Origin of the sequence: Nocardia sp. NPDC019219, from assembly GCF_040632645.1 — a bacterium.
Taxonomy (GTDB): domain Bacteria; phylum Actinomycetota; class Actinomycetes; order Mycobacteriales; family Mycobacteriaceae; genus Nocardia; species Nocardia sputorum.
Window position 1 is genome coordinate 344,996 of the sequence record NZ_JBEYCG010000004.1, and the last position, 22,052, is coordinate 367,047.

19 protein-coding genes are annotated in these 22,052 nt (G+C 69.2%); 14 read left to right on the plus strand and 5 right to left on the minus strand.

From position 1 onward, the window contains the following. Positions 1–27 precede the first annotated feature (27 nt). The 8 genes from ctaD (at position 28) to ABZ552_RS11045 (ending at position 9,603) form a co-directional block, all read left to right on the plus strand. A complete protein-coding gene (gene ctaD, locus ABZ552_RS11010) occupies positions 28–1,770 on the plus strand; it encodes a cytochrome c oxidase subunit I (protein ID WP_084488664.1) in 1,743 nt (580 codons plus the stop codon). Positions 1,771–1,966: 196 nt separating this feature from the next. Continuing rightward, positions 1,967–3,184 carry a phosphoserine phosphatase SerB gene (serB, locus tag ABZ552_RS11015; RefSeq protein WP_159838464.1) on the plus strand — a complete coding sequence of 406 codons (1,218 nt, stop codon included), beginning with the start codon at positions 1,967–1,969 and terminating at the stop codon, positions 3,182–3,184. Positions 3,185–3,422: 238 nt separating this feature from the next. Continuing rightward, entirely contained in the window at positions 3,423–4,226 is an 804-nt protein-coding gene (locus ABZ552_RS11020) for an aminoacyl-tRNA hydrolase (protein WP_357436613.1), read from the plus strand. A gap of 126 nt (positions 4,227–4,352) precedes the next feature. Further along, a complete protein-coding gene (locus tag ABZ552_RS11025) occupies positions 4,353–5,186 on the plus strand; it encodes an ABC transporter ATP-binding protein (RefSeq protein ID WP_281878301.1) in 834 nt (277 codons plus the stop codon). A gap of 252 nt (positions 5,187–5,438) precedes the next feature. Next, a complete protein-coding gene (locus ABZ552_RS11030; protein WP_281919518.1) occupies positions 5,439–6,209 on the plus strand; it encodes an NUDIX hydrolase in 771 nt (256 codons plus the stop codon). 101 nt (positions 6,210–6,310) lie between these two features. Then, a complete protein-coding gene (locus ABZ552_RS11035) occupies positions 6,311–7,084 on the plus strand; it encodes an enoyl-CoA hydratase-related protein (RefSeq protein ID WP_357436617.1) in 774 nt (257 codons plus the stop codon). 37 nt (positions 7,085–7,121) lie between these two features. Then, positions 7,122–8,099: a class I SAM-dependent methyltransferase gene (locus ABZ552_RS11040; protein WP_281878304.1), complete on the plus strand. Its 978-nt coding sequence runs from the start codon at positions 7,122–7,124 to the stop codon at positions 8,097–8,099. Between the two features lie 286 nt (positions 8,100–8,385). Next, a complete protein-coding gene (locus ABZ552_RS11045; protein WP_357436620.1) occupies positions 8,386–9,603 on the plus strand; it encodes a class I SAM-dependent methyltransferase in 1,218 nt (405 codons plus the stop codon). Between the two features lie 160 nt (positions 9,604–9,763). Here ABZ552_RS11045 and ABZ552_RS11050 read toward each other — a convergent pair whose 3' ends face one another. Continuing rightward, positions 9,764–11,062, minus strand: a complete 1,299-nt coding sequence (locus tag ABZ552_RS11050; RefSeq protein WP_357436623.1) for a PQQ-binding-like beta-propeller repeat protein — start codon at positions 11,060–11,062, stop codon at positions 9,764–9,766. Between the two features lie 231 nt (positions 11,063–11,293). On the opposite strand from ABZ552_RS11050, the gene ABZ552_RS11055 reads away from it, so the two are divergent. Continuing rightward, entirely contained in the window at positions 11,294–12,043 is a 750-nt protein-coding gene (locus ABZ552_RS11055) for an acyltransferase (protein WP_357436625.1), read from the plus strand. Positions 12,044–12,114: 71 nt separating this feature from the next. Further along, on the plus strand, positions 12,115–12,660 hold the full coding sequence (locus ABZ552_RS11060) for a DUF1697 domain-containing protein (protein WP_357436628.1): 546 nt from the start codon (positions 12,115–12,117) through the stop codon (positions 12,658–12,660). 13 nt (positions 12,661–12,673) lie between these two features. On the opposite strand, the gene ABZ552_RS11065 is transcribed toward ABZ552_RS11060, so the two are convergent. From ABZ552_RS11065 to ABZ552_RS11075, 3 genes are read right to left on the minus strand one after another with little or no spacing between them, the layout of a single operon-like run. After that, positions 12,674–13,927, minus strand: coding sequence for a glycosyltransferase family 4 protein (locus ABZ552_RS11065; RefSeq protein ID WP_159838484.1), 1,254 nt, complete (start codon positions 13,925–13,927; stop codon positions 12,674–12,676). After that, positions 13,924–15,591, minus strand: coding sequence for a glycoside hydrolase family 57 protein (locus tag ABZ552_RS11070; protein ID WP_357436631.1), 1,668 nt, complete (start codon positions 15,589–15,591; stop codon positions 13,924–13,926). Before ABZ552_RS11070 ends, ABZ552_RS11065 begins: the two co-directional genes overlap by 4 nt. Further along, entirely contained in the window at positions 15,588–16,406 is an 819-nt protein-coding gene (locus tag ABZ552_RS11075; protein ID WP_357436634.1) for a class I SAM-dependent methyltransferase, read from the minus strand. Before ABZ552_RS11075 ends, ABZ552_RS11070 begins: the two co-directional genes overlap by 4 nt. Before the next feature lie 263 nt (positions 16,407–16,669). Between ABZ552_RS11075 and ABZ552_RS11080 the strand changes: the two genes are divergently transcribed. The 4 genes from ABZ552_RS11080 to ABZ552_RS11095 all read left to right on the plus strand — a co-directional run bounded on the left by ABZ552_RS11080 (position 16,670) and on the right by ABZ552_RS11095 (position 21,048). Next, on the plus strand, positions 16,670–17,455 hold the full coding sequence (locus ABZ552_RS11080) for an electron transfer flavoprotein subunit beta/FixA family protein (RefSeq protein WP_159838488.1): 786 nt from the start codon (positions 16,670–16,672) through the stop codon (positions 17,453–17,455). 38 nt (positions 17,456–17,493) lie between these two features. Continuing rightward, positions 17,494–18,450 (plus strand): electron transfer flavoprotein subunit alpha/FixB family protein, encoded by a 957-nt coding sequence (locus ABZ552_RS11085; protein WP_281917607.1) that lies wholly within the window; start codon positions 17,494–17,496, stop codon positions 18,448–18,450. A 223-nt stretch (positions 18,451–18,673) separates the two neighbouring features. Beyond that, positions 18,674–19,729 carry a cobalamin-independent methionine synthase II family protein gene (locus ABZ552_RS11090; protein WP_357436638.1) on the plus strand — a complete coding sequence of 352 codons (1,056 nt, stop codon included), beginning with the start codon at positions 18,674–18,676 and terminating at the stop codon, positions 19,727–19,729. Between the two features lie 389 nt (positions 19,730–20,118). Further along, positions 20,119–21,048 (plus strand): IPT/TIG domain-containing protein, encoded by a 930-nt coding sequence (locus ABZ552_RS11095; RefSeq protein WP_281917608.1) that lies wholly within the window; start codon positions 20,119–20,121, stop codon positions 21,046–21,048. A 144-nt stretch (positions 21,049–21,192) separates the two neighbouring features. Here ABZ552_RS11095 and ABZ552_RS11100 read toward each other — a convergent pair whose 3' ends face one another. Further along, complete coding sequence (locus tag ABZ552_RS11100; RefSeq protein ID WP_159838498.1) at positions 21,193–22,050, minus strand: LysR family transcriptional regulator; 858 nt, start codon at positions 22,048–22,050, stop codon at positions 21,193–21,195. Positions 22,051–22,052: the final 2 nt, after the last annotated feature.

Sequence of the window (22,052 nt, forward strand, 5' to 3'; positions counted from 1 at the left end):
ACCTAAAGGCACCTTTCAGGAGGATCAGTGACTGCCGTAGAGCCCCAGCCAGTCCCTCAGTTGGAAGCGACTCGGCCTTATCCGGCTCGGACCGGGCCGAAGGGCTCGTTCATCTACAAGATGGTCACCACCACGGACCCGAAGGTCCTGGGTGTCATGTACCTGACCACGTCGATGGGCTTCTTCCTCATCGGTGGCCTGATGGCCCTGCTCATGCGCGGTGAGCTGGCGCGACCCGGTCTGCAGTTCCTCTCGACCGAGCAGTTCAACCAGCTGTTCACCATGCACGGCACGATCATGCTGCTGTTCTACGCGACCGCGATCGTGTTCGGCTTCGCCAACATCATCCTTCCGCTGCAGATCGGCGCTCCCGACGTCGCGTTCCCCCGCTTGAACGCCTTCAGCTACTGGCTGTACGCGTTCGGCGCGAGCATGGCGACCGCGGGCTTCATCACCCCGGGCGGCGCCGCGGACTTCGGCTGGACGGCGTACGTGCCGCTGACCGACATCCTGCACTCGCCCGGTGTCGGCACCGACCTGTGGATCCTGGGCCTGGCGGTGTCCGGTCTGGGCACCATCCTCGGTGGCGTCAACATGCTGACCACCGTGGTCTGCCTGCGCGCTCCGGGTATGACCATGTTCCGGATGCCGATCTTCACCTGGAACATCGCCGTCACCAGCGTCCTGGTGCTGCTGGCCTTCCCGCTGCTGACCGCCGCGCTGTTCGGCCTGGCCTACGACCGCCACCTGGGCGGCCACATCTACGACCCGGCCACCGGCGGCATCCTGCTCTACCAGCACCTGTTCTGGTTCTTCGGCCACCCCGAGGTGTACATCATCGCGCTGCCGTTCTTCGGCATCGTCTCGGAGATCTTCCCGGTCTTCTCGCGTAAGCCGATCTTCGGTTACACCACGCTGGTCTACGCCACCCTGGGCATCGCCGCGCTGTCCATCGCGGTGTGGGCGCATCACATGTACGCCACCGGCGCGGTGCTGCTGCCGTACTTCTCGTTCATGACCTTCCTCATCGCGGTCCCGACCGGTGTGAAGTTCTTCAACTGGATCGGCACCATGTGGCGCGGTCAGCTGACCTTCGAGTCGCCGATGCTGTTCTCCATCGGCTTCATCGTCACCTTCCTCTTCGGTGGTCTGTCCGGTGTCATCCTGGCCAGCCCGCCGCTGGACTTCCACGTCACCGACTCGTACTTCGTCGTGGCGCACTTCCACTACGTGCTCTTCGGCACCATCGTGTTCGCCACCTACGCGGGCATCTACTTCTGGTTCCCGAAGATGACCGGCCGGATGCTGGACGAGCGCCTGGCGAAGTGGCACTTCTGGACGACCTTCATCGGCTTCCACACCACCTTCCTGGTCCAGCACTGGCTGGGCGCCGAGGGTATGCCGCGCCGTTACGCCGACTACCTGCCCAGCGACGGCTTCACCACGCTGAACACGATCTCGACGATCGGCGCCTTCGTGCTCGGCGCGTCGATGCTGCCGTTCCTGTGGAACGTCTTCAAGAGCTACCGCTACGGCGAGGTGGTCACCGTGGACGACCCGTGGGGCTACGGCAACTCGCTGGAGTGGGCCACCACCTGCCCGCCGCCGCGGCACAACTTCTACGAGCTGCCGCGCATCCGCTCCGAGCGTCCCGCGTTCGAGCTGCACTACCCGCACATGGTCGAGCGCATGCGCGCCGAGGCGCACGTGGGCTGGGGCTCCGGCAAGCACGCCACCGAGCTGCACGAGCCGAACGCCCTGGCGAAGTAGGGCGGTTTCGCGCCGGGGCCGGGCAGACGACGTCCGGCCGCGCCCGTAGGATTCATCGCGACGAGTGTGCACCCGCTGGTCACCAGCGGGTGCACACTCGTTTGTGGAGATCGTTTGCAGAGATCAGTACGCACCGTGCGTTGCGACAACGACGTCCAGCACAGCGACGGCGAACATCGAACATGGAGCGCATCAGTTGGCCGACACCACCGTCCTCGTCACCGTCACCGGACCCGACCGTCCCGGTGTGACGTCCGTGCTGCTCGCGGCCATGTCCCGGCACCAGGTGAGCCTGCTGGACGTGGAGCAGGTGGTGATCCGGGGCAGGCTGACGCTGGGCGTCCTGGTCACCTGCCCGACCGACGCCGAGGCGTTGCAGGACGAGCTCGAAGAGGCCATGAATACCGTCGGCATGCACGTCGACGTGGAGGTGGACGCGGCGATCGGCAGGCAGCCGATGTCCACGCACGCGGTGGTCATCCTCGGCAGCCCGGTCACCGCGCGCGCGTTCAGCGCGGTGTCGCGGCAACTGGCCGCCTTGGGCGCGAACATCGACACCATCCGCGGTATCGCCGACTACCCGGTGACCGGCATGGAGTTGCTGGTCACCGCGATCGACTCCGGCCCGGACACCGATTCCCGGCTGCGCACGGCGCTGGCCGAGGTCGCGGTGGCCGAGCAGGTCGACGTGGCGGTGGAGCGAGCGGGGCTGGCCCGTCGCGGCAAGCGGCTGATCGTCTTCGACGTCGACTCGACGCTGATCCAGGGCGAGGTCATCGAGATGCTGGCGGCGCACGCGGGCGTGGAGGACGAGGTCCGCAAGGTGACCGAGGCCGCGATGCGCGGGGAGATCGACTTCGCCGAATCGCTGCGGCAGCGGGTCGCGACGCTGGCCGGACTGGACGAGTCGGTGATCGAGGAAGTGGCCGACCGGATCGAGCTGACCCCCGGCGCGCGCACCACCATCCGCACGCTGCGCCGGATCGGTTTCCGCTGCGGCGTGGTGTCGGGCGGCTTCCGGCAGGTGATCGAACCGCTGGCGCACGAGCTGGAACTGGACTTCGTGCAGGCGAACACGCTCGAGGTCGTGGACGGCAAGCTGACCGGCCGGGTCGTCGGCGAGATCGTCGATCGGGCGGCCAAGGCGACCGCGCTGCGCAAGTTCGCGGCCGAGGCCGGGGTGCCGATGGAACAGACCGTCGCGGTGGGTGACGGCGCCAACGACATCGACATGCTCAACGCCGCCGGGCTCGGTGTCGCCTTCAACGCCAAGCCCGCGCTGCGCGAGGTCGCCGACGCGGCGCTCTCGCATCCCTACCTGGACGCCGTCCTGTTCATCCTGGGGGTCACCCGGCACGAGGTGGAGGCCGCCGACGCCAGGGACGGGCTGCTGCGCCGCGTACCGCTGGGCTGATCAGCCGGCCCGCTCGGCGCTCGCCTCGGTAGGCTCGCTGCTGTTGATCTTTCGGCGATCGGAGGACGGGTGCGGAAGGCCCTGCTTGTGCTGCCGGCCGGGTTGGCGGTAGCGGGGGTGCGGCGGCTCCGGAGCATCGCGACGGTCGACGCGGCCGTTGACGATGGAGTACCGGCGCCCGCGGGAGCAGGGACTGGAAAGCGGCCAGGACGTTTTCGTTGACGATCGAGGTGAAGCCATGACGAGCATTCCGGAATGCGGTGCCGACGTCCGGGATGACGGCGTAACCCGTACGGGCGCAACTATTTCGGACGTCGAAGGGTTCCGGGCCCGGCACACGGAGTTGTCTGCGGGCTACGGTGCGGGCGATCCGGACGACCCGGCCATGGTGCAGGCGATGCAGATGGTTCTGCATCTGCCCAAGACCGATCCGCCGCCGCGCAGTGCGCTGCTGGCCGCCGCCGCGTCCGCCGCGGTGGCGCTGTGCCTGGACGAGCGCGTCGGGCCGGGTGGCGAGTGGGAGGAACGCTATCTGGCTTGGAAGCGGTCGCGAATCCGCAAGGTGGCTCGCCGGGCGCGCGGCGCCCAATGGCGCGCGACGTGCGGCGTGCCGGGCGTCACCGTCGAGATCGAGGGCGCGCAGGCGCGGGCGCTGGTCCCGGGGCCGGTGGGGCAGGTCGATCCGCTGATCAAGCGGCTGCAGATCGGCGGCACCGATCTCGAGCACGACGAGCCAGGGCCGCCCGATCCGGACCTGCCGGTGCTCTGGGTGAACGCCGCGCTCGGGATGACGCTGGGCAAGTCGGCCGCACAGGTGGGTCACGCGAGCATGCTGCTGGCCGGTGCGCTGCCGGTGGAGCACGCGCTGCGCTGGGCGGAACTCGGCTTCCGTTGCGCGGTGCGCGAGGCCGACGCGCAGCACTGGTCCGCGCTGGTCGAGCAGGTGGCCGGAGGCGCAGCGGTCGCCGTGCGCGACGCGGGATACACCGAAGTGGCGCCGGGCTCGATGACGGTGATCGCGGTGCCCGCCCGGTCCTGGTGAACCGTCGCGCGGGCGTGTCGGAGGGGCGCCCGATACGGCCGTGCGGGCGGCGTTCCCGCAAAGATCCGACCGACCGGCTCGGTTTTCCCTCCCCGCGTTGGCAAGTGCCCCCACGGGTGGGCCAAGATGGAGCGCGTGCCGCAACCGGATCCCGATCTGCTCATCGATTTCACCGACGTGACCGTCCGCCGCTCCGGCCATACTCTCGTCGGCCCGGTCACCTGGCAGGTCGAGCTCGACGAACGCTGGGTGGTCCTCGGACCCAACGGCGCGGGCAAGACCTCGCTGCTACGGATGGCCGCCGCGGAGCTGCACCCGACCGCGGGCATCGCCCATCTGCTGGGGGAGCGGATCGGGAAGGTGGACATCACCGAGTTGCGCCCGCGCATCGGCCTGTCGTCGGCCGCGGTGGCCAGCCGGGTGCCGGTCGACGAGAAGGTCAGCGATCTGGTGATCTCCGCGGGTTACGCGGTGCTCGGCCGCTGGCGGGAGCGCTACGACGACGTGGACACCGACCGCGCCATCGACATGCTGGAAAGCCTGGGAGCCGAGCACCTCTCGGACCGCACCTACGGCACGCTGTCGGAGGGCGAGCGCAAGCGGGTGCTCATCGCCCGCGCGCTGATGACCGACCCCGAGCTGCTGCTGCTCGACGAGCCGGCCGCGGGCTTGGACCTGGGCGGCCGCGAGGAATTGGTCGAGCGGCTCGGCGATCTCGCCGCCGATCCGGACGCGCCCGCGATCGTGCTGGTCACCCACCACGTGGAGGAGATCCCGCCGGGGTTCACGCACGGCCTGCTGCTCAACGAGGGCGAAGTGGTGGCGCAGGGATTGCTCTCCGACGTACTCACGTCGGAGAACCTCAGCGACGCCTTCAGGCAATCGATCGCGCTCGATCGGGTCGACGGCCGTTACTTCGCGCGGCGCTCGCGCCGGGCGGGCAGCCACCGCAGCCGCTGACCCGGTCGGTGTGCGGTCGCCCACCAAGCGCGCAACGGGCGTACCTTCGCCTTCGCTTGGGTCGTACGCGGTTGTGGACGAGTTAGCGTCCAACTGCGCGAGTTCAGGCGTACCTCGGCCTCGACTCCGCCGTGCGCGGGTTGTGGACGGAGTGCGTCCGATCGCACCCGTTATGGTGCAAGGGTGAGTGAGACAGAAGCGCAGGCAGACTCTCAGCGACCGGCATCGCCGCTCAAGGATGCGTCGACGGTGATGCTGGTGCGCGACGGCGCCGATGGGCCGGAGATCTTCCTGCAACGCCGGGTGGGCGCCATGGCGTTCGCCGCGGGCATGACCGTGTTCCCCGGCGGCGGCGTCGATCCGTCCGACGGCACCGCGGACATCGCCTGGGCCGGTCCCGAGCCCGCCTGGTGGGCGCAGCGGTTCGCCACCACCGAGGCCAGGGCCAAGGCGCTGGTCTGCGCGGCCGTCCGCGAGACGTTCGAGGAGTGCGGTGTGCTGCTGGCCGGCCCGACCGCCGACAGCGTCGTCTCCGACACCACCGGATACCGGGACGCGCGCGGCAGGCTGGAGCGCAGGGAGCTGACCTTGGCATCGTTCCTCGCCGACGAGAAGCTGGTGCTCCGCGCCGACCTGCTGCGCCCGTGGGCGAACTGGATCACTCCGGTCATCGAGCCGCGCCGCTATGACACCCGGTTCTTCGTCGCGGTGCTGCCGGAGGGCCAGCGCGCCGACGGCGCCACGTCCGAGGCCGCGGAGGTGCGGTGGAGCACCCCGGCCGAGGCGCTGGCGCGCTGGCGCTCGGGCGTCGACGTGCTGCTCCCCCCGACGTGGTCGCAACTGGTGGCGCTCGGCGAATTCCGCTCCACCGCCGACATCCTGGCGGCCCAGCGCGCCATCGACCCGATCCTGCCCGTGCTGTCCGATCTGGACGGCGAACAGCTGTTGTCCTTCCCCGGCAACCACCGCTACTTCGCCGACCTACCCGACGCCGGGCGACTCCGAGGATCCGTGCGCCCATGAGAGAGGCGGCCCAGCTGTCGGACGCCTGCTGTCGGTGACCCCGCGGTCGGTCTTCGGGCCTCACCGCTGGTGACGGCGCGGACCCGGTAGCGTGGCCTCTCATGGCCGAATTCGTGACCCTGGAGCTGCCGGAGGGTGATGCGCGGGGCGTGGCCGTCCTGCGGTTCGCCCGCCCGCCGCTGAACTTGCTGAACGTGCAGCTGGTGCGCGAGCTGGCCGAGGCGGCCGACGCCGTCGCGGCGGACCCGGGGGTCGCCGCGGTGGTCGTGTACGGCGACGAACGGGTGTTCTCGGCGGGTGACGACGTGGCCGAACTGTTCGGTCTCGGCAGCGAGCAGGCCGACGCCATGGCGGCCGACCTGCAGCGCGCCCTCGGCTGCCTGGCCCGGATTCCGCAGCCCACCGTCGCGGCGATCAGCGGTTACTGCCTCGGTGGCGGGCTGGAGCTGGCGCTGGGCGCGGACCGCCGCGTCATCGGCGACAACGTGAAGCTGGGTCTGCCGCAGATCGAGACCGGCCTGATCCCGCTGGCGGGCATCCGGCGGCTCGCGCTGCTGATCGGGCCCGGCCCGGCCAAGGACCTCGTCTACACCGGTCGATTCGTCGAGGCGGAGGAGGCGAAGACGCTGGGTCTCGTCGACGAGGTCGTCGCGCCGGACGACGTGTACACCGCCGCGATGCGCTGGGCGCGTCGGTTCGTCGGCGGTCCCGCCCGTGCGCTGGCCGCCGCCAAAGCGGTCTTCGAAGCAGGTCCGCACGGCCTCGATCGGGCCCGCGGGGAGTGGTCCGCCCTGTTCACGACGGAAGATCGCCTGATAGGAACAGGTTCCTATCTGGCCAACGGTCCAGGGTCGGCCGAATTCGTGGGCCGATAGCAGGCGTCAACTGCGGATTTGGGTAGGCTTGCCGACCATGACGGTACGTCCCGACGACCCCGCGCCGAACCCGCACGCCACCGAGGCAGAGGTCGAAGCAGCGCTCAAGGATACGAAGCTGGCCCAGGTGCTCTACCACGACTGGGAGGCCGAGACCTACGACGACAAATGGTCCATTTCCTATGACGAGCGCTGTATCGAGTACGCGCGCGGCCGGTTCGACTTGGCCGTGGGCCCCGCGCCACTGCCCTACGGCAAGGCGCTCGAACTCGGCTGCGGTACCGGCTTCTTCCTGCTGAACCTGATGCAGGCGGGCGTGGCGAAGTCCGGCTCGGTCACCGACCTGTCGCCGGGCATGGTGAAGGTCGCGCTGCGCAACGCGCAGAACCTCGGCCTGGACGTGGACGGCCGGGTCGCCGACGCGGAGACCATTCCCTACGAGGACGACACCTTCGATCTGGTGGTCGGCCACGCGGTGCTGCACCACATCCCGGACGTCGAGCTCGCGCTCAAGGAGTGCCTGCGCGTGCTCAAGCCGGGCGGCCGCTTCGTGTTCGCCGGTGAGCCCACCACGGTCGGCAACTTCTACGCGCGCTGGCTGGGCCGGATCACCTGGAAGGCCACCACCACGGTGACCAAGCTGCCGATGCTCAGCGACTGGCGGCGTCCGCAGGAGGAACTGGACGAGTCCTCCCGCGCGGCGGCGTTGGAAGCGGTCGTCGACCTGCACACCTTCGATCCGCGCGCCCTGGAGGCGATGGCCCGCTCGGCGGGCGCCGTCGAGGTGGCGGCCAAGACCGAGGAGTTCGCCGCGGCACTGTGGGGCTGGCCCGTGCGCACGTTCGAGGCCGCGGTGCCCGCGGAGAAGCTCACCTGGCGCTACCGGATGGCCATGTACCGCGCCTGGCTGGGGCTGAGCTGGGTGGACGAGAACGTCATGCGCCGCGTCGTTCCGCGCCAGTTCTTCTACAACGCCATGATCACCGGTGTGAAGCCAACCTCCGCCGGAAAGTAGTGGCTCGCGCGACCTGTCGCGACCGGATCGCCGACCTGGGCAGCGACCATGCTGCCCAGGTGAACCGGCTGGCGTCACCGCGCGGGAACCCGGAGACGGAACGTCACCGAAACGGTGACCGAACCAAGGCTCGCGGGATCGCCACCGACAATGCCGGTGAACAGGCCGCCGCCGAGATCACCCGCACCGGCAACCCGAGCCGGGCCGTCGCCACAGCGCGGGTGACGGTCCCGGCAACCGGACTCCGGTGGGTCGGCACGGTGCGAACGATTACGGGAGCCCGGTAGTGGGCTATCGCTTCACCCGTGACGATGTCGGATACCTCGGTAGCGCGATCGGCTGGGACGCGCTGGCCGAGGTGGGACAGCTGGACCTGACCCCGGCGATGCACCTGCGGGATCTGGAGCGGGTCCGTCGCGCGCACGGCGATCGGGCGGCGGCCCTGATCGAGACCGTGCGATTGCGGCGCAGAGCAGCCGCCAAGCTCCTCGACGCCGGGCAGTGGCTGTTCACCGACGACGCGCTGCAGCAAGCCACTCCGACGCTGGTGGCACGGCAGCGCGCCGAGCGGCTGGCCGGACGGACGGTGCACGACATCACCTGTTCGATCGGAGCCGAGCTCGTCGAGCTGGCCCGGGTGTGCCCGGCGGTGCTCGGCAGCGATCTGGACGAGGTGCGGCTGGCGATCGCCGCGCACAATCTGGGGCCGCGCCGGCTCGGGGCGGGGGAGTGGAGCTCGCTCGCGACCGGTCCCTCGGAGGAAGCCCGAAATGTGCTGCTGGCCAGGGCGGATGCCCTGCGCCCGAGCAGTCGCGACACCGTGATCATCGCCGACCCGGCCCGGCGCGCCGATGGCCGCCGCACGCACGACCCGGCCAAACTCCAACCGCCGCTGCCGGATCTGCTCGCGGTCTACACGGGCCGCGATCTCGCCGTGAAATGCGCTCCCGGTCTCGATTTCGACCGGCTCGATTGGTCCGGTGAGGTGGAGGTCGTCTCACTCGACGGCTCGGTGCGTGAGGCGTGCCTATGGTCTTCCGGACTGGCCGAGCGGGGTGTCGGTCGTCGCGCGACGGTACTTTCGTCCAAGGGCGGCGGCTGGACCATCAGCGATGCCGAACCAGACGACATCGAGGAGCGCGCGCCGGGGCAGTGGATCATCGACCCGGACGGAGCCGTCGTGCGCGCCGGTCTGGTCCGTCATTACGCCGCGAAAAACGACCTGTGGCAACTTGATCCGCGCATCGCCTATCTCACGGGCGACACCGTCCCCGAGGGCGTACGTGGCTTCCGGATCCTCGACCGCATGGACTTCCGCGAGAAGGCCCTCCGCGCCGAACTGCATCGCCGCGATTGCGGCCCCCTCGAAATCCTCGCCCGGGGCGTCGACATCGACCCGGACGCCCTTCGTGCGCGCCTGAAACCTCGTGGCACCCGGCCGCACACGCTCGTGATCACTCGCATCGGCCGCGCCGCGACGGTCTTCGTCTGTGCCACCCCGTGACGACGCGGGTGTCGCCGCTGGACGCCGATAGTGCGGCTACGACGAGCCGTGCGGCAGCGGCCGCGCCGCCCGTCCTCCGCGGCGATCAGCCCGCCGCCCAGCGAGGGGCCAACGCTTCGTTCAGGCACTCCAGCGGGAACCGCGTGCTCTGGTGGCGGCGCTACTCCGGCTCGAAGGCGAAGATCTCGCCGATGCGGGTGGCGACCACGACCTCGCCCTTCGCGCCGATCGACGTGCCGGTGGTGGTTCCTTTCGCGCCCGGCAGGACGTCGGAATCGATCGTGCTCCCGGTTCGCGTGTCGAAAGTGACGAGGTTGAGCCCGTCACCGATGGCCGCGGTGACGTACCCGGTGTCGCCCATCGTCTGCGCCGCGGATCCGCGCAGCGCGAGATCCTTACGCTCCCAAGCCGTTTCGGCTGTGTCGCCCTTGTCTCGGAGCGCGAGCAGGTAGCCGTCCTCGCCGGACGGGACGATCAGGCCGTCGTCGGACACCGAGATGCCGCCGCGCGGCGTCCAGTCCAGCCGATGCACCCACTTGGTCCGCCCGTCCGCGGTGTCCAGGGCGATCAGGCGGTTGTTGTTGTCGCCGACGTAGAGGGTGCCGCCGTCGGCGGACAGCGCCGGGCTGGTGGAACTGCCGCCCAGCAGTAGCTCGGCGCTCCACTCCCGCACGACCTTGTCCCCGGTGTAGCGCAACGCGACCACGGCCGCCGCGGGCCGCCCCGGCTGCCACAGCGTCGCGTAGAAGCTGCCGCTGCCCGTATCGATGGCGGAGATGTTCGCGACGGGGCACTGCGGCCCTCCGGTGGCGCAGTCGTCGAGTCCCTGGCCCGCGTCGGGCCAGCCGAGCCCGGCGTTGACGAGGAAGTTGGGTTCACCGAGCAGTTGCAGTGTCGGGACCGCCCGCTCGCCCGTTTGCCGCGACAACACGTCGACCTGGCCGGATTGACTGATCGTCAGCAGCTTTCCGTCGCCGGTGAACTGCACCGAGACCGGTGTTCCGGCGACCGGCGTGGCCCACCGCGGTTGCCCGAGGTAGTTGAACGAGATCACCCTGCTGTCGTCGCCGACGTAGACGTTGGTCATCCCGTCGACCGCCGACGGCGCGGAGATCGCGCTCGGGCCCAGAGCGTTGCAGAACCGCTTGCGGCCGGTGGCCATCTGGAAAGAGAAGATCGAGCAGTTCTGCAGGCGTGTGGTGACGAACAGCTGGCTGTCGGGCCCCAGCGTGACCGGCTGGGCGATCGGCCCGCCGACCGGCCGTTGCCAGCTCAATCCGATCTTCCGCGATCCGGTGATCGGAGCGGTGCCGCTGTTGCGGCCGTCGTGGTAGGCGGCGGTCCAGCCCTTGCCGGTGCCGACCGTGATGTCGTCGTAATCGGTGCCGCAACCGGCCAGGGTCAGCGCGCCGACCGCGGCCAGCACGGCCGCGGCGCGTTTCCGGGACGGTCGCCACATGGAAGTAGCCAGTACGCCGCCGCTTCGCACCTGCCGTACTCCTGTCGTCGTTGGCTCGCACCCGCGCCCTCTCCGGCGCAGGAGTCACTGTACGGGAGCCCTTTGCGCGGGTGAACGAGTCCCGGCGTTGTCGTCGCGGGCGGTCGTCGGGGTGCCCGCCGCGAGCGATAGGCTCTATCCGTCGCCGCGAGGCGGGCGACGGCCGGTAGGACCACGACAGGAGAACCGTTCGTGACGAGCATGTGGGGCGCACCGTTGCGCTCGCGCTGGCGGGGATCGCGCCGCCGCGATCCGCAGCAGGCGCGTTTTCTGACGCTGGCGTCGCTGCGCTGGGTGCTCGCGAACCGGGCGTACACGCCGTGGTATCTGGTGCGTTATTACCGGCTGTTCAAGTTCCGCCTGGCCAACCCGCACATCGTGCTGCGCGGCATGGTCTTCCTCGGCCGCCGGGTGGAGATCCACGCCACGCCGGAACTGAGCCGCATGGAGATCGGCCGCTGGGTGCACATCGGCGACGGCAACGCGATCCGCTGCCACGAGGGTTCGCTGCGCATCGGCGACAAGGTGGTGTTCGGCAAGGACAACGTCGTCAACACCTACCTCGACATCGAGATCGGGGAGTCGACCCTGGTAGCCGACTGGTGCTACATCTGCGACTTCGACCACAAGATGGACGACATCAACGTCCCGATCAAGGACCAGGGCATCGTGAAGAGCCCGGTGCGCATCGGTCCCGACACCTGGATCGCGGCCAAGGTGACCGTGCTGCGCGAGACGCGTGTCGGTCGCGGCTGCGTGCTCGGCGCGCACGCCGTGGTCAAGGGCGAGATCCCGGACTACAGCATCGCCGTCGGCGCTCCGGCCAAGGTGGTCAAGAACCGCAAGGCGGCGTGGGAGGCGGGCGCCGAGAAACGGGCCGAATATCTGGCCGCGCTGGAGGACATCGCGCGCAAGAAGAACGGCGCGACGCAGACCGCCTGACAAGGACGCGGAGCCCGGCGGCCGCCCGGTAGGGCCCGGATTCGTCGGTGCGGACGAGTAGGTTCGGCGCTATGACTGCCTACGCCGCGCTGTTGCGCGGGATCATGCCGAGCAATCCGAACATGAGCAACGCGAAATTGCGCGCGGTGTTCGAATCGCTCGGCTTCGAGGGCGTCGGTTCGGTACTGGCCAGCGGCAATATCGTCTTCCACAGCGCGGAGTCCGATGTGCCCGAGCTGGAGGATCGCATCCAGCAGGCGCTGATCCGGGAACTGGGCATCGGCGGTGGCACGATCATCCGCAGTCATGACGAACTGCGCGCGTTGCTCGACACCGATCCGTTCCACGGCCTCACCCACGGGCGCGGCACATATCTGATCGCCACGTTCCTCAAGGACACGGCCGCAGCTCCGTCCGACCTGCCCGAGCGGCCCGACCCGCTCACCCGGGTGGTCGGCTACGACGCGGACGCGCGAGCGTTCCTCGCGGTCATCGACAACAGCTCGCCGGGCAAGACCCCCGACTTCATGGCCTGGCTGGAGAAGACATACGGCAAGGACATCACCACCCGCACCTGGCTCACCGTCGAGCGCATCGTCAAGAAGCTCGGCGGCTAGCCGAGACGGGTGGCTACTTCGGATCCCGTTCCGGCAGAGGACGTTCCACGATGGACGGGCGGCCAAGCGGGTTGCGCACCCGCCGCTTGGCCGACTGATACACCTGGGCGGTTTCCGCCGCCACCACGTCCCACGCGAAATCGGCGGTGAGCCGTTCCCGGGCGGCGTAGGCGCGCTGCTGGGTGGCGGCGGGGTCGTCGAGGGTGGCGCGGACCGCTTCGACCAAGCCGTCGACGTCCGCGGGCGCGAACGACGCGCCGGTGACGCCGTCGATCACGGCTTCGCCCAGGCCGCCCGCCGTCGAGGTGATCAGCGGGGTACCCGCCGCGGCCGCCTCCAGCGCGACGATGCCGAAGGGTTCGTACCGGCTGGGCAGCACGATCGCGTCGGCGCCGTGCAGCCAGCCGAGCAGCTCCGCGTGGTCGAGCTGACCGGTGAAGTTCACCGCGCGGGCGACCCGGTGCACCCGGGCGCGTTCGCGCAACCACTCGAACTGCGTGCCGACGCCCGCGACGGTGAGGGTGGTGCCGGGATGGGCACGGCGGATGCGCGGCAGCGCGGCGATCGCGTCCTGCACGCCCTTCTCGTACTCGAGCCTGCCCACGTACAGCAGCCGCGGCGGGCCGGTGCGCGGCGAGCGGGGACGGAAGGTCCACGCGCCCACGTCGATGCCGTTGCGGATCACCGTCATCGGGATCCGCTCGGGCCCGTAGAGCCGCTCGACTTCGTCCTGCATGGACGCCGAGCAGGTGATCAAGGCGTCGGATTCGTTGGCCAGCCACCACTCCACCGAGTGCACCTGCTTGTTGACCTTGCCCGCGACCCAGCCGCTGTGCCGGCCGGCCTCGGTGGCGTGGATGGTGGAGACCAGCGGGACGTCGTAGTACTCGGCCAGCGCGATGCCGGGGTGGGCGACCAGCCAGTCGTGCGCGTGCACCACGTCGGGCGTCCAGCCGTCGCCGATGCCCGGCTTGCCGAGCGCGACGCCGGCGCGCACCATGGCGTGCCCCATGGCCAGCGTCCAAGCGAGCATGTCCTCGCCGAAGTCGAACACCGGCGGGTCCTCCGCGACCGCCACCACGAGCACGCCGTCGGCGATGTAGGAGTGCGTGGGATGGGTCGAGGCGTCGGTGCCGGACGGGCGGCGGGACAGCACGACCACCTCGTGGCCGGCTGCGGCCAGTTCGACGGCGAGGTGATGCACGTGCCTGCCGAGCCCGCCGACCACGACCGGCGGGTACTCCCACGACACCATCAAAATCTTCATGCAAGTCCTTCTGCGGCCGAGCCCGGGTCCGCCGGGCCCGGTCCGTGGCCCGCGATGGCGGAGCCCGGTCCCGGCGCGGCGGCGGATACTGCCCCGGTGGCGCTGGGTACGGACCCCGCGGAGGTCAGTCGTCGCGCGTCCACGCCGGGGAAGAGTCCGTCAGCTGCCCCCCATCCTGCCGCCAACTGCCGTGCTTTCGCGAGTTGGCCCGCCCCGACGGCCGTGGCGATTTCGCGGACCGCGTGGGCGTGGCGGTGCGCGCGGTCGCGGGCGTAGCCCGCGGCGGAGTCCTTGCTGACCATGAACGCCCAGTCGCTGGAGACGGTCAGGATCGCTTCGCGCAGCAGTTGATCGGCGACGTGGTCGCGCAGCCCGGGCGCGCCGCCCTGCGCGGCGCGCATCTTGTCGACGGTGTCCAGGCTCAGCCGCACGATGTCGTCGTTGAGCTCCACCAGGTCGCGCACCTGCTCGCCCGCCCACACCCGCCAGTCCTTGCCCGAACCCCAGGACGAATCGGCCAGCGGTACCGGTTCGCCCAGGTAGCCGCGGGTTCGCGCGTCGGCGAGCGTGCCCACGGTGACGCCTGCCTCCGGCAGCGCGCGCAGCACCTGCGCCAGCCACTGCGGGCCCTCGTGCCACCAGTGGCCGAACAGTTCGGTGTCGAACGCCGCCACGACCAAGGCGGGCCGTCCGATGCGTTCGGACTCGGAGATCAACCGCTCGCGCACCGTCCGCACGAAGTCGTCCACGTCCCGGGCGACGGCCGCGGCGGCCAGTTCCGGGTCGTAGGGAGCCTTGTCCGGACCCGCGACGGTCTTGCCGGTGACCCGCGCGGGTTTGAGACCCGTGGCGTGGTCGTAGTGATGAAAGTCACGATAGGCGCCGTGCCCCGGGTAGCCGGATTTCGGCGACCAGACCCGGTAGCTCACCTGCAGATCACGTCCGAACGCGACCACATCGGAATCCCGCACCGGACGGCCGAGTGTCGTGTCGCCGCGCAGAGCGGGTCCGTCGACCATGAAATGCGTCACACCGGCGGCGGCGTAGCCGACCTCCATGCCAGGGGTGTATCCACACTCCGGCGCCCAGATGCCCGTCGGCGTGCGACCCCAGCGGTGCCGCGCGTCGGCTAAGCCCTCGACCAGCTGGAACTGGCGCAATCGCGGATCCAGCAGCGGCTGGAACGGGTGGGCCAGCGGGCCGCCGAGCAGTTCGATGGTCTCCGCGTCGATGAGCGTGCGCCAGACCGGCGCCGCGCCGTGCCGCCAGTGCCGCTCGAACTCGGCCAGGGCGGCGGCGGCCAAGCGGTGTTCGTGCCTGCCCAGCGCCACGTTGCCCGCCATGGCGGCTTCGTCGGCGCGCAGCTGCCAGTTGCCCAGCCAATGGTGCATCCCCGCCAGGCAGTGCGGGTCGTCCAGCTGAGCCGCGAGCACCGGCGTGATGCCGAGGCTCAGCAGATGCGAACGGCCTTCCGCCGCAAGGGTTCGCAACACCTCGACGACCGGCAGGTAGGACGCGGCCCAGGACTGGTAGAGCCATTCCTCGCCGACCGGCCAGCGACCGTGATGGGCCAGCCAGGGCAGATGGGAGTGCAGGACCAAGGTGAACTGGCCCGGCACGGGGCTTGCGGCGTGCCCGCCGGGCACGGTACTGCGACCGGTCAAGGCTTCACCGCGATGGCGATCAGATCCAGACTCGCGTCGATGTCCGCCGCTTCCAGCACGAAATCGTCCGCCGTGACGCTCGCGACGTCCGCGGTCAGTTCCGCGGGCCAGGGTTCACCGGCCAGCGCGCGTTCGATCTGCGCGTCGATGAACGACCCGCCGTGCTTGGCGTCCAGCGCTTTCAGGGCCGGCCCGTGGTGCACGCCGATCATCCGCGCGACCTCGAAACCGGCGTCGACGAGTAGCTCGGTCAGCTCGGCCGCGTTCAGCTCCCTGGTGTGGAACGGGTTGAGCGGGGTGTCGCGACCGGGCGAGAAGGTGATCCGGTTGGGCGTGCTGATCAGCAGCTCACCGCCGGGACGCAGCACGCGCAGGCACTCCCGCAGGAACTGGGACTGGTCCCACAAGTGCTCGATCACTTGGAAATTCACCACCACATCGACCGACGCGTCCTCCAGTGGCAGTTCCGCGAGGTTGCCCTGGATCATCTCCACGCGGGGGTAGCGTGCGCGCACGTGCTCGACGGCGCCGGTGTCGTAGTCCACGCCGATCACCTTGGTGGCCACGTCGGCGATCATGTCCGCACCGTAACCCTCGCCGGAACCCGCCTCCAGCACGGTTTTTCCGGCGCAGCGGTCCAGCAGGCGGGCGTAGGCGATCTCGTGCCTGCGGAACCAGTAGTTCTCCTCGGCGATGCCGGGCACGGTGCGCTCGCCGGTCAGCGGCAGCGGTTCGACGGCGCCGACGCTCGTCTCGGGGTCCGCGGGGATGCCGGACGGGTCGTCCACTGCGGCAGGGATCACAGCCTCGCTCATCACTCCGACGTTACTGCCACCGTTTCCAGGCGGGACACCCACCCGGTCGGCCCAGAAGTGCGGCTTCGACCGGCTGGAAGCGGGGTCGGTGAACCGGCGCACTGTAACGCGTGGTACCCACTTGTGAGAGAGAAGCCACTAAGTTACCCACGGGTAACTTAACGTAAGGTAATGTCACGGCCTGAGCCACCCACCCGGGCGTACGGCGCAGTTCGTGCGACCACCACATACGTGTAACCAGAACAGGAGGTCGACGAAGACCGATGCCGAACATCGTCGTACTCATCAAGCAGGTTCCCGACACCTGGTCGGAGCGCAAGCTCACCGACGGTGACTTCACCCTCGATCGGGAGGCCGCCGACGCCGTCCTCGACGAGATCAACGAGCGCGCCGTCGAAGAGGCGCTGTTGATCAAGGAGGCCCAGGGCGGCGAGGTCACCGTGCTGGCCGCCGGTCCGGACCGCGCCACCGAGGCCATCCGCAAGGCGCTGTCCATGGGCGCCGACAAGGCCATCCACATCAACGACCCGGCCATCCACGGCTCCGACGCCGTGCAGACGGCGTGGGTGCTGGCGAGCGCGCTCGGCCAGGTCGAGGGTGTCGAGCTGGTCATCGCGGGCAACGAGGCCACCGACGGTCGCGCGGGCGCGGTGCCCGCGATCATCGCCGAGTACCTGGGCCTGCCGCAGCTGACGCACCTGCGCAAGCTGACCGTCGACGGTGACAAGGTCACCGGCGAGCGCGAGACCGACGAAGGCGTGTTCAAGCTGGAGGCCAGCCTGCCCGCCATCGTCAGTGTCACCGAGAAGATCAACGAGCCGCGCTTCCCGTCCTTCAAGGGCATCATGGCCGCGAAGAAGAAGGAAGTGCAGACCTTCACGCTGGCCGACCTGGGCGTCGACCCCTCGACCGTGGGCGTCGCGAACGCGGGCTCCGCTGTCACCGCGGCCACGCCGAAGCCTCCGCGCACCGCGGGCGAGAAGATCGCCGACGAAGGCGACGGCGGCACCAAGATCGCCCAGTACCTGATCGGCCAGAAGATCATCTGATCTCGGTAGCGCTGCAGACTTCCTAGGAGAGAACACACATGGCTGAAGTACTCGTGCTCGTCGAGCACGCCGAGGGTGCGATCAAGAAGGTCAGCACCGAACTGCTCACCGCCGCCCGCGCCCTGGGCGAGCCCGCCGCCGTCGTGCTCGGCACGGCAGGCACCGGCGAGAAGCTGGCCGACGCGCTGGCCGCGGCGGGCGCCGAGAAGATCTACATCGCCGAGTCCGACGATGTGGAGAACTACCTGGTGACCCCGAAGGTCGACGTGCTGGCCGCGCTGACCGAGTCGGTCTCGCCCGCCGCCGTCATCGTCGCCGCCAGCGCCGAAGGCAAGGAGGTGTCGGGTCGCCTGGCCGCCCGCATCGGCTCCGGCCTGCTGGTCGACGTGATCGACGTGAAGTCCGACGGCACCGCCGTGCACTCCATCTTCGGTGGCGCGTTCACCGTCGACGCCAAGGTCACCGGCGATGTCCCGGTGATCTCGGTCCGCCCGGGCGCCGTCGAGGCCTCCGCGCAGGCGGGTGCGGGCGAGAAGGTGACCGTCGAGGTGCCCGCGCAGGAAGAAGGCGTGGTCAAGGTGACCTCGCGGGAGCCGGTCGTGGCCGGTGACCGTCCGGAACTCACCGAGGCGAGCATCGTGGTCTCCGGTGGCCGCGGTGTCGGTTCCGCCGACAACTTCGCGGTGGTCGAGGCGCTGGCCGACTCGCTCGGCGCGGCCGTCGGCGCGTCGCGCGCCGCGGTCGACTCGGGCTACTACCCGGGCCAGTTCCAGGTGGGCCAGACCGGTAAGACGGTCTCCCCGCAGCTGTACATCGCCCTCGGCATCTCCGGCGCCATCCAGCACCGCGCCGGCATGCAGACCTCGAAGACCATCGTCGCGGTCAACAAGGACGAAGAGGCGCCGATCTTCGAGATCGCCGACTACGGCATCGTGGGCGACCTGTTCAACGTCGCGCCCCAGCTGACCGAAGCGGTCAAGGCGCACAAGGGCTGATCGGGCTCTCGCTGTCGAGCGGCCCCGGACTTCGTGTCCGGGGCCGTTGGCGTTTCGCGGTCGAGCCGGACGGCACGCGGGTTGTGACCGCGCGGAAAAGGTTGCCGCGAAATTGGTGCAAACTCTCGAGGCGCCTCGCACAAAAGTCGTGAGCGGTGCGAAATAAATTACGGCGCAGGCGATTTCGCGTCGAAGGTGCAGGTCGCGGACGTACACTCGGCCGGTGAGCATCCCCACGGAACCGATCGGTAGCATCCCTCGACCTCACGACCTGTTGGCCGCCATGGCCGACGATTCCGGCGACGCCGCCGCGCTCGCCGAACTTCAGCGCAGCGCGGTCGCCGAGACCATCCGCAAGCTGGAAGAACTCGGCTCTCCCGTCGTCACCGACGGCGAGCAGTCCAAGCCGAGTTTCGCCACTTATCCGATCGCCGGGCTGGACAACCTGGCCCCGGACGGGGCGATCATCCCGTTCGCCGACGGGCATCAGAGACAGTTGCCACGGTTGACCTCGGGCCCGTTCCGCTATGCCGCTCATGCGGCGGACTATCTGCGCAGCGCGCAGCAGCACGCCACCGTTCCGGTGAAGCAGGCCGTCATCGCGCCGTCGGCGCTGAGCTTGTTGTATCCGGCCGACGGAATCGAGGGTTACCCCCGCGAGCAGTTCCTCGCCGACCTGGCCGACGCGGCCGAGGCCGACATCCGCGGCTGCCTGGAGGCGGGTGCGCACCTGGTGCAGCTCGACTTCACCGAGGGGCGGCTGTCGCTCAAGCTGGATCCGAGCGGCGGGGTGCTCGACCAGTTCATCGAGCTGAACAACACGGTGCTCGAGCGGTTCTCGGACGAGGAGCGGGCCAGGATCGGCGTGCATACCTGCCCCGGCGGCGATCAGGACTCCACGCACAGTCTGGACGTGGACTATGTCCAATTGCTGCCGAAGCTGCTGCAACTGCGGGTGGGCGCGTTCTACCTCCAGTTCGCCAGCGAGCCGGACCCGGAGAAGGTGCTCGCCGTGGTCGCCGAGCACCTGCCCGCCGAGGCGCGGGTGTTCATCGGCGTCACCGACCCGATCGACCCGCAGGTCGAGACACCCGAACAGGTCCGCGACCGGGTGCTGCTCGCCGCCCGCTTCCTGCCCGTCGAACGGTTGGGCACCTGCGACGACTGCGGCTTCTCGCCGTTCGCCGACGACACCTCCACCTCGCGGGAGACCGCGTTCGCCAAGATCCGTGCCCGCATCGAGGGCACGGCACTGGCGGCGACGGAACTGGGCGCCTGATCCGCGCAACTGGACTCGATTGAACGGCCCCGGGAACTCTCGGGGCCGTTCTCGACCGGGTGGGCAGGCTCGGAATGGGGATGCCGCGCGTGCACAGCGGAGTGGTTGAGCTGTAGTCGTATTCGATGGTCGAGGGAGAGCGGTCCTGTCCCGGACGCCGATCATGCCGCCGCCCGGCCAAGCCATTTCGACGCACCGCGAACGGTTGTCGCCGCGGCGCTGTTGCACCACTTCGCCCCGTACCTCCGATCTGAAAACGGAAGAAAACGGATCGAGAGATCTCTTGCTCGCGGACCTGTATAGGCGCCTTACTGAATAGGGTCAGGATCGAGCGAGTTCACAATCCTGGCGCAGCGGAACCGATTCCGTCGGGTCGAGGAGGTCGCACGATGTCCACCACTACTTCCCTTTCCGCGGCGCCGACTCTGACCTCGGCGAGCCCGGGTTCGGGGCCGGTCATCGGTGGAACCACGGTCATCTTGACCGGGACGAACCTGACCGCAGCTACGGCGGTCGGATTCGGCGCCATTTCAGCGACTTCGTTCACAATCGACTCCGCAACGCGGATCACGGCTGTCTCTCCTCCCGCAAGAGGAGTTGTGCGTATCACCGTCACATCGCCCAGTGGACTGAGTAACGGTCTTCCGTTCACTTATGTCGGCACGCCTGCGCCATGCGGGGTGAATTTCGGTCCGGGAATGTCGATCACGTCCGATGGCGGACCGCCGCGCGGAAGCTGGGGCACCGTAGGAGCTGTCGGGTATGACGAGCTCGGCAATCTGGTGGCTCTCACGGCAGGGCACATGATGACTCGGAACACCAGAGCTCAGGAGGTATTCCTCTCGGGGAATCGCGGACTGGGTCCGGTCGGGTACTACGCCACGTGGCCCACGAATTGGCCCGGCTTTCCGTCGATGCGCTTTCCTGCCGACTCGTCCAAAGATTACGCGGTCATCAAGCTGGACGAAACGAAGATCGATCCGGTCAACACGACGCCGAACGGCACCGTGATCAACCGGATCGGCGTGGCTCCGGTTCCCCTCTCGGACATCATGTGCAAGTACGGCCAAGTGTCCGGAACGACATGTGGTCTCGTTATCGAGTACAAGAACAACGTCATCAGTTCATGGGCCGCGGTCATTCCGGGCGACAGCGGTGGACCGGTGACCACACGGAGTGGTCTGGTCGGGATCACCTCCGCGATCAATCCGCTGAAGCCGTGGGCGCCGTTCCAGTTCACCGGTATTCATGGGATTCTCGACGACATCGCAGCGCAGGGACCTGGCACGATCGGAATCGGATTCGTTCCGCTTCCATGATCGCAGGGGTCGAGCACGGTGCCCACTCGATCGAATCGGCAGCGATCGGTGCCGTGGACGATTGCGCGTCCCGTGATCGGTGCCAGGGACGGCCCGGAGCCGACGTCTCGCAGCGATGAACGGCCCGCTGACGAACGACCGTGCTCAGCAGCGGTGCAGTGCGGTGAGCAGGGTGTCCAGGATCGGTGAGCGCCGGGCGTCGGCGCGCAGCACCGCCGACACCGGGATCCGTAGCTTGCTTTCGGCCAGGCGCAGGACGACCAGTCCTTCGGTGGTGCTTTCGGCATACAGCACCGTCCACGCGTCGGGCCGGTTGATCAGCTCCATCGTCGCCGTGTGATCGGGCGGGATCGGCGGCCCGAACGTGGGACCGGTGGGCAATTCGGCGAACGCGTTGCGGATCACGGTATGCAACAACACCTGCTCCTGCTCCGGCGGCAGCAGAAGGGGGTACGAACTCAGGTCCGCCAGGGTCACTGTGTCCTTCGTCGCCAGCGGATGTGCGCTCGAGGTGGCGATCACCAGGTCCTCCACCCACAGTTGCTCCACCACGAGGCCGGGCTGGTCGACCCTGCCGCGGATGAGGGCGAGATCGCAGTCGCCGTCGGTCACCGCGGTGATGCGCTGGCGGAAGGGTTTGATGACGAACTCGATCTCCGCCTCCGGATGCGCGGCGCGCGCCCCCGCGATCGCCGACAGCGAGCGGGTGGCGAAGGACATGTTCGCGGCCAGCCGTATGCGCGGACCCACCGTGCGCACGGCGGCGCGGATCGCCGACTCCAGGCTCAGCATTTGTTTCGCGAGGGGAAGTAGCCGGGCGGTGGCGTCGGTGGGCACGACCGAGCGGGTCGAGCGCTCGAACAGTTGCACACCGAGGTCGCGCTCGAGCCGGGAGATCTGGTGGCTGATCGCCGACTGCGAGATGAAGCAGCGCGCCGCGGCGCCGCTGAAGCTGAGCTCCTCGCACACCGCGACGAAGTAGGTGAGCTGCCGAAGTTCCACAG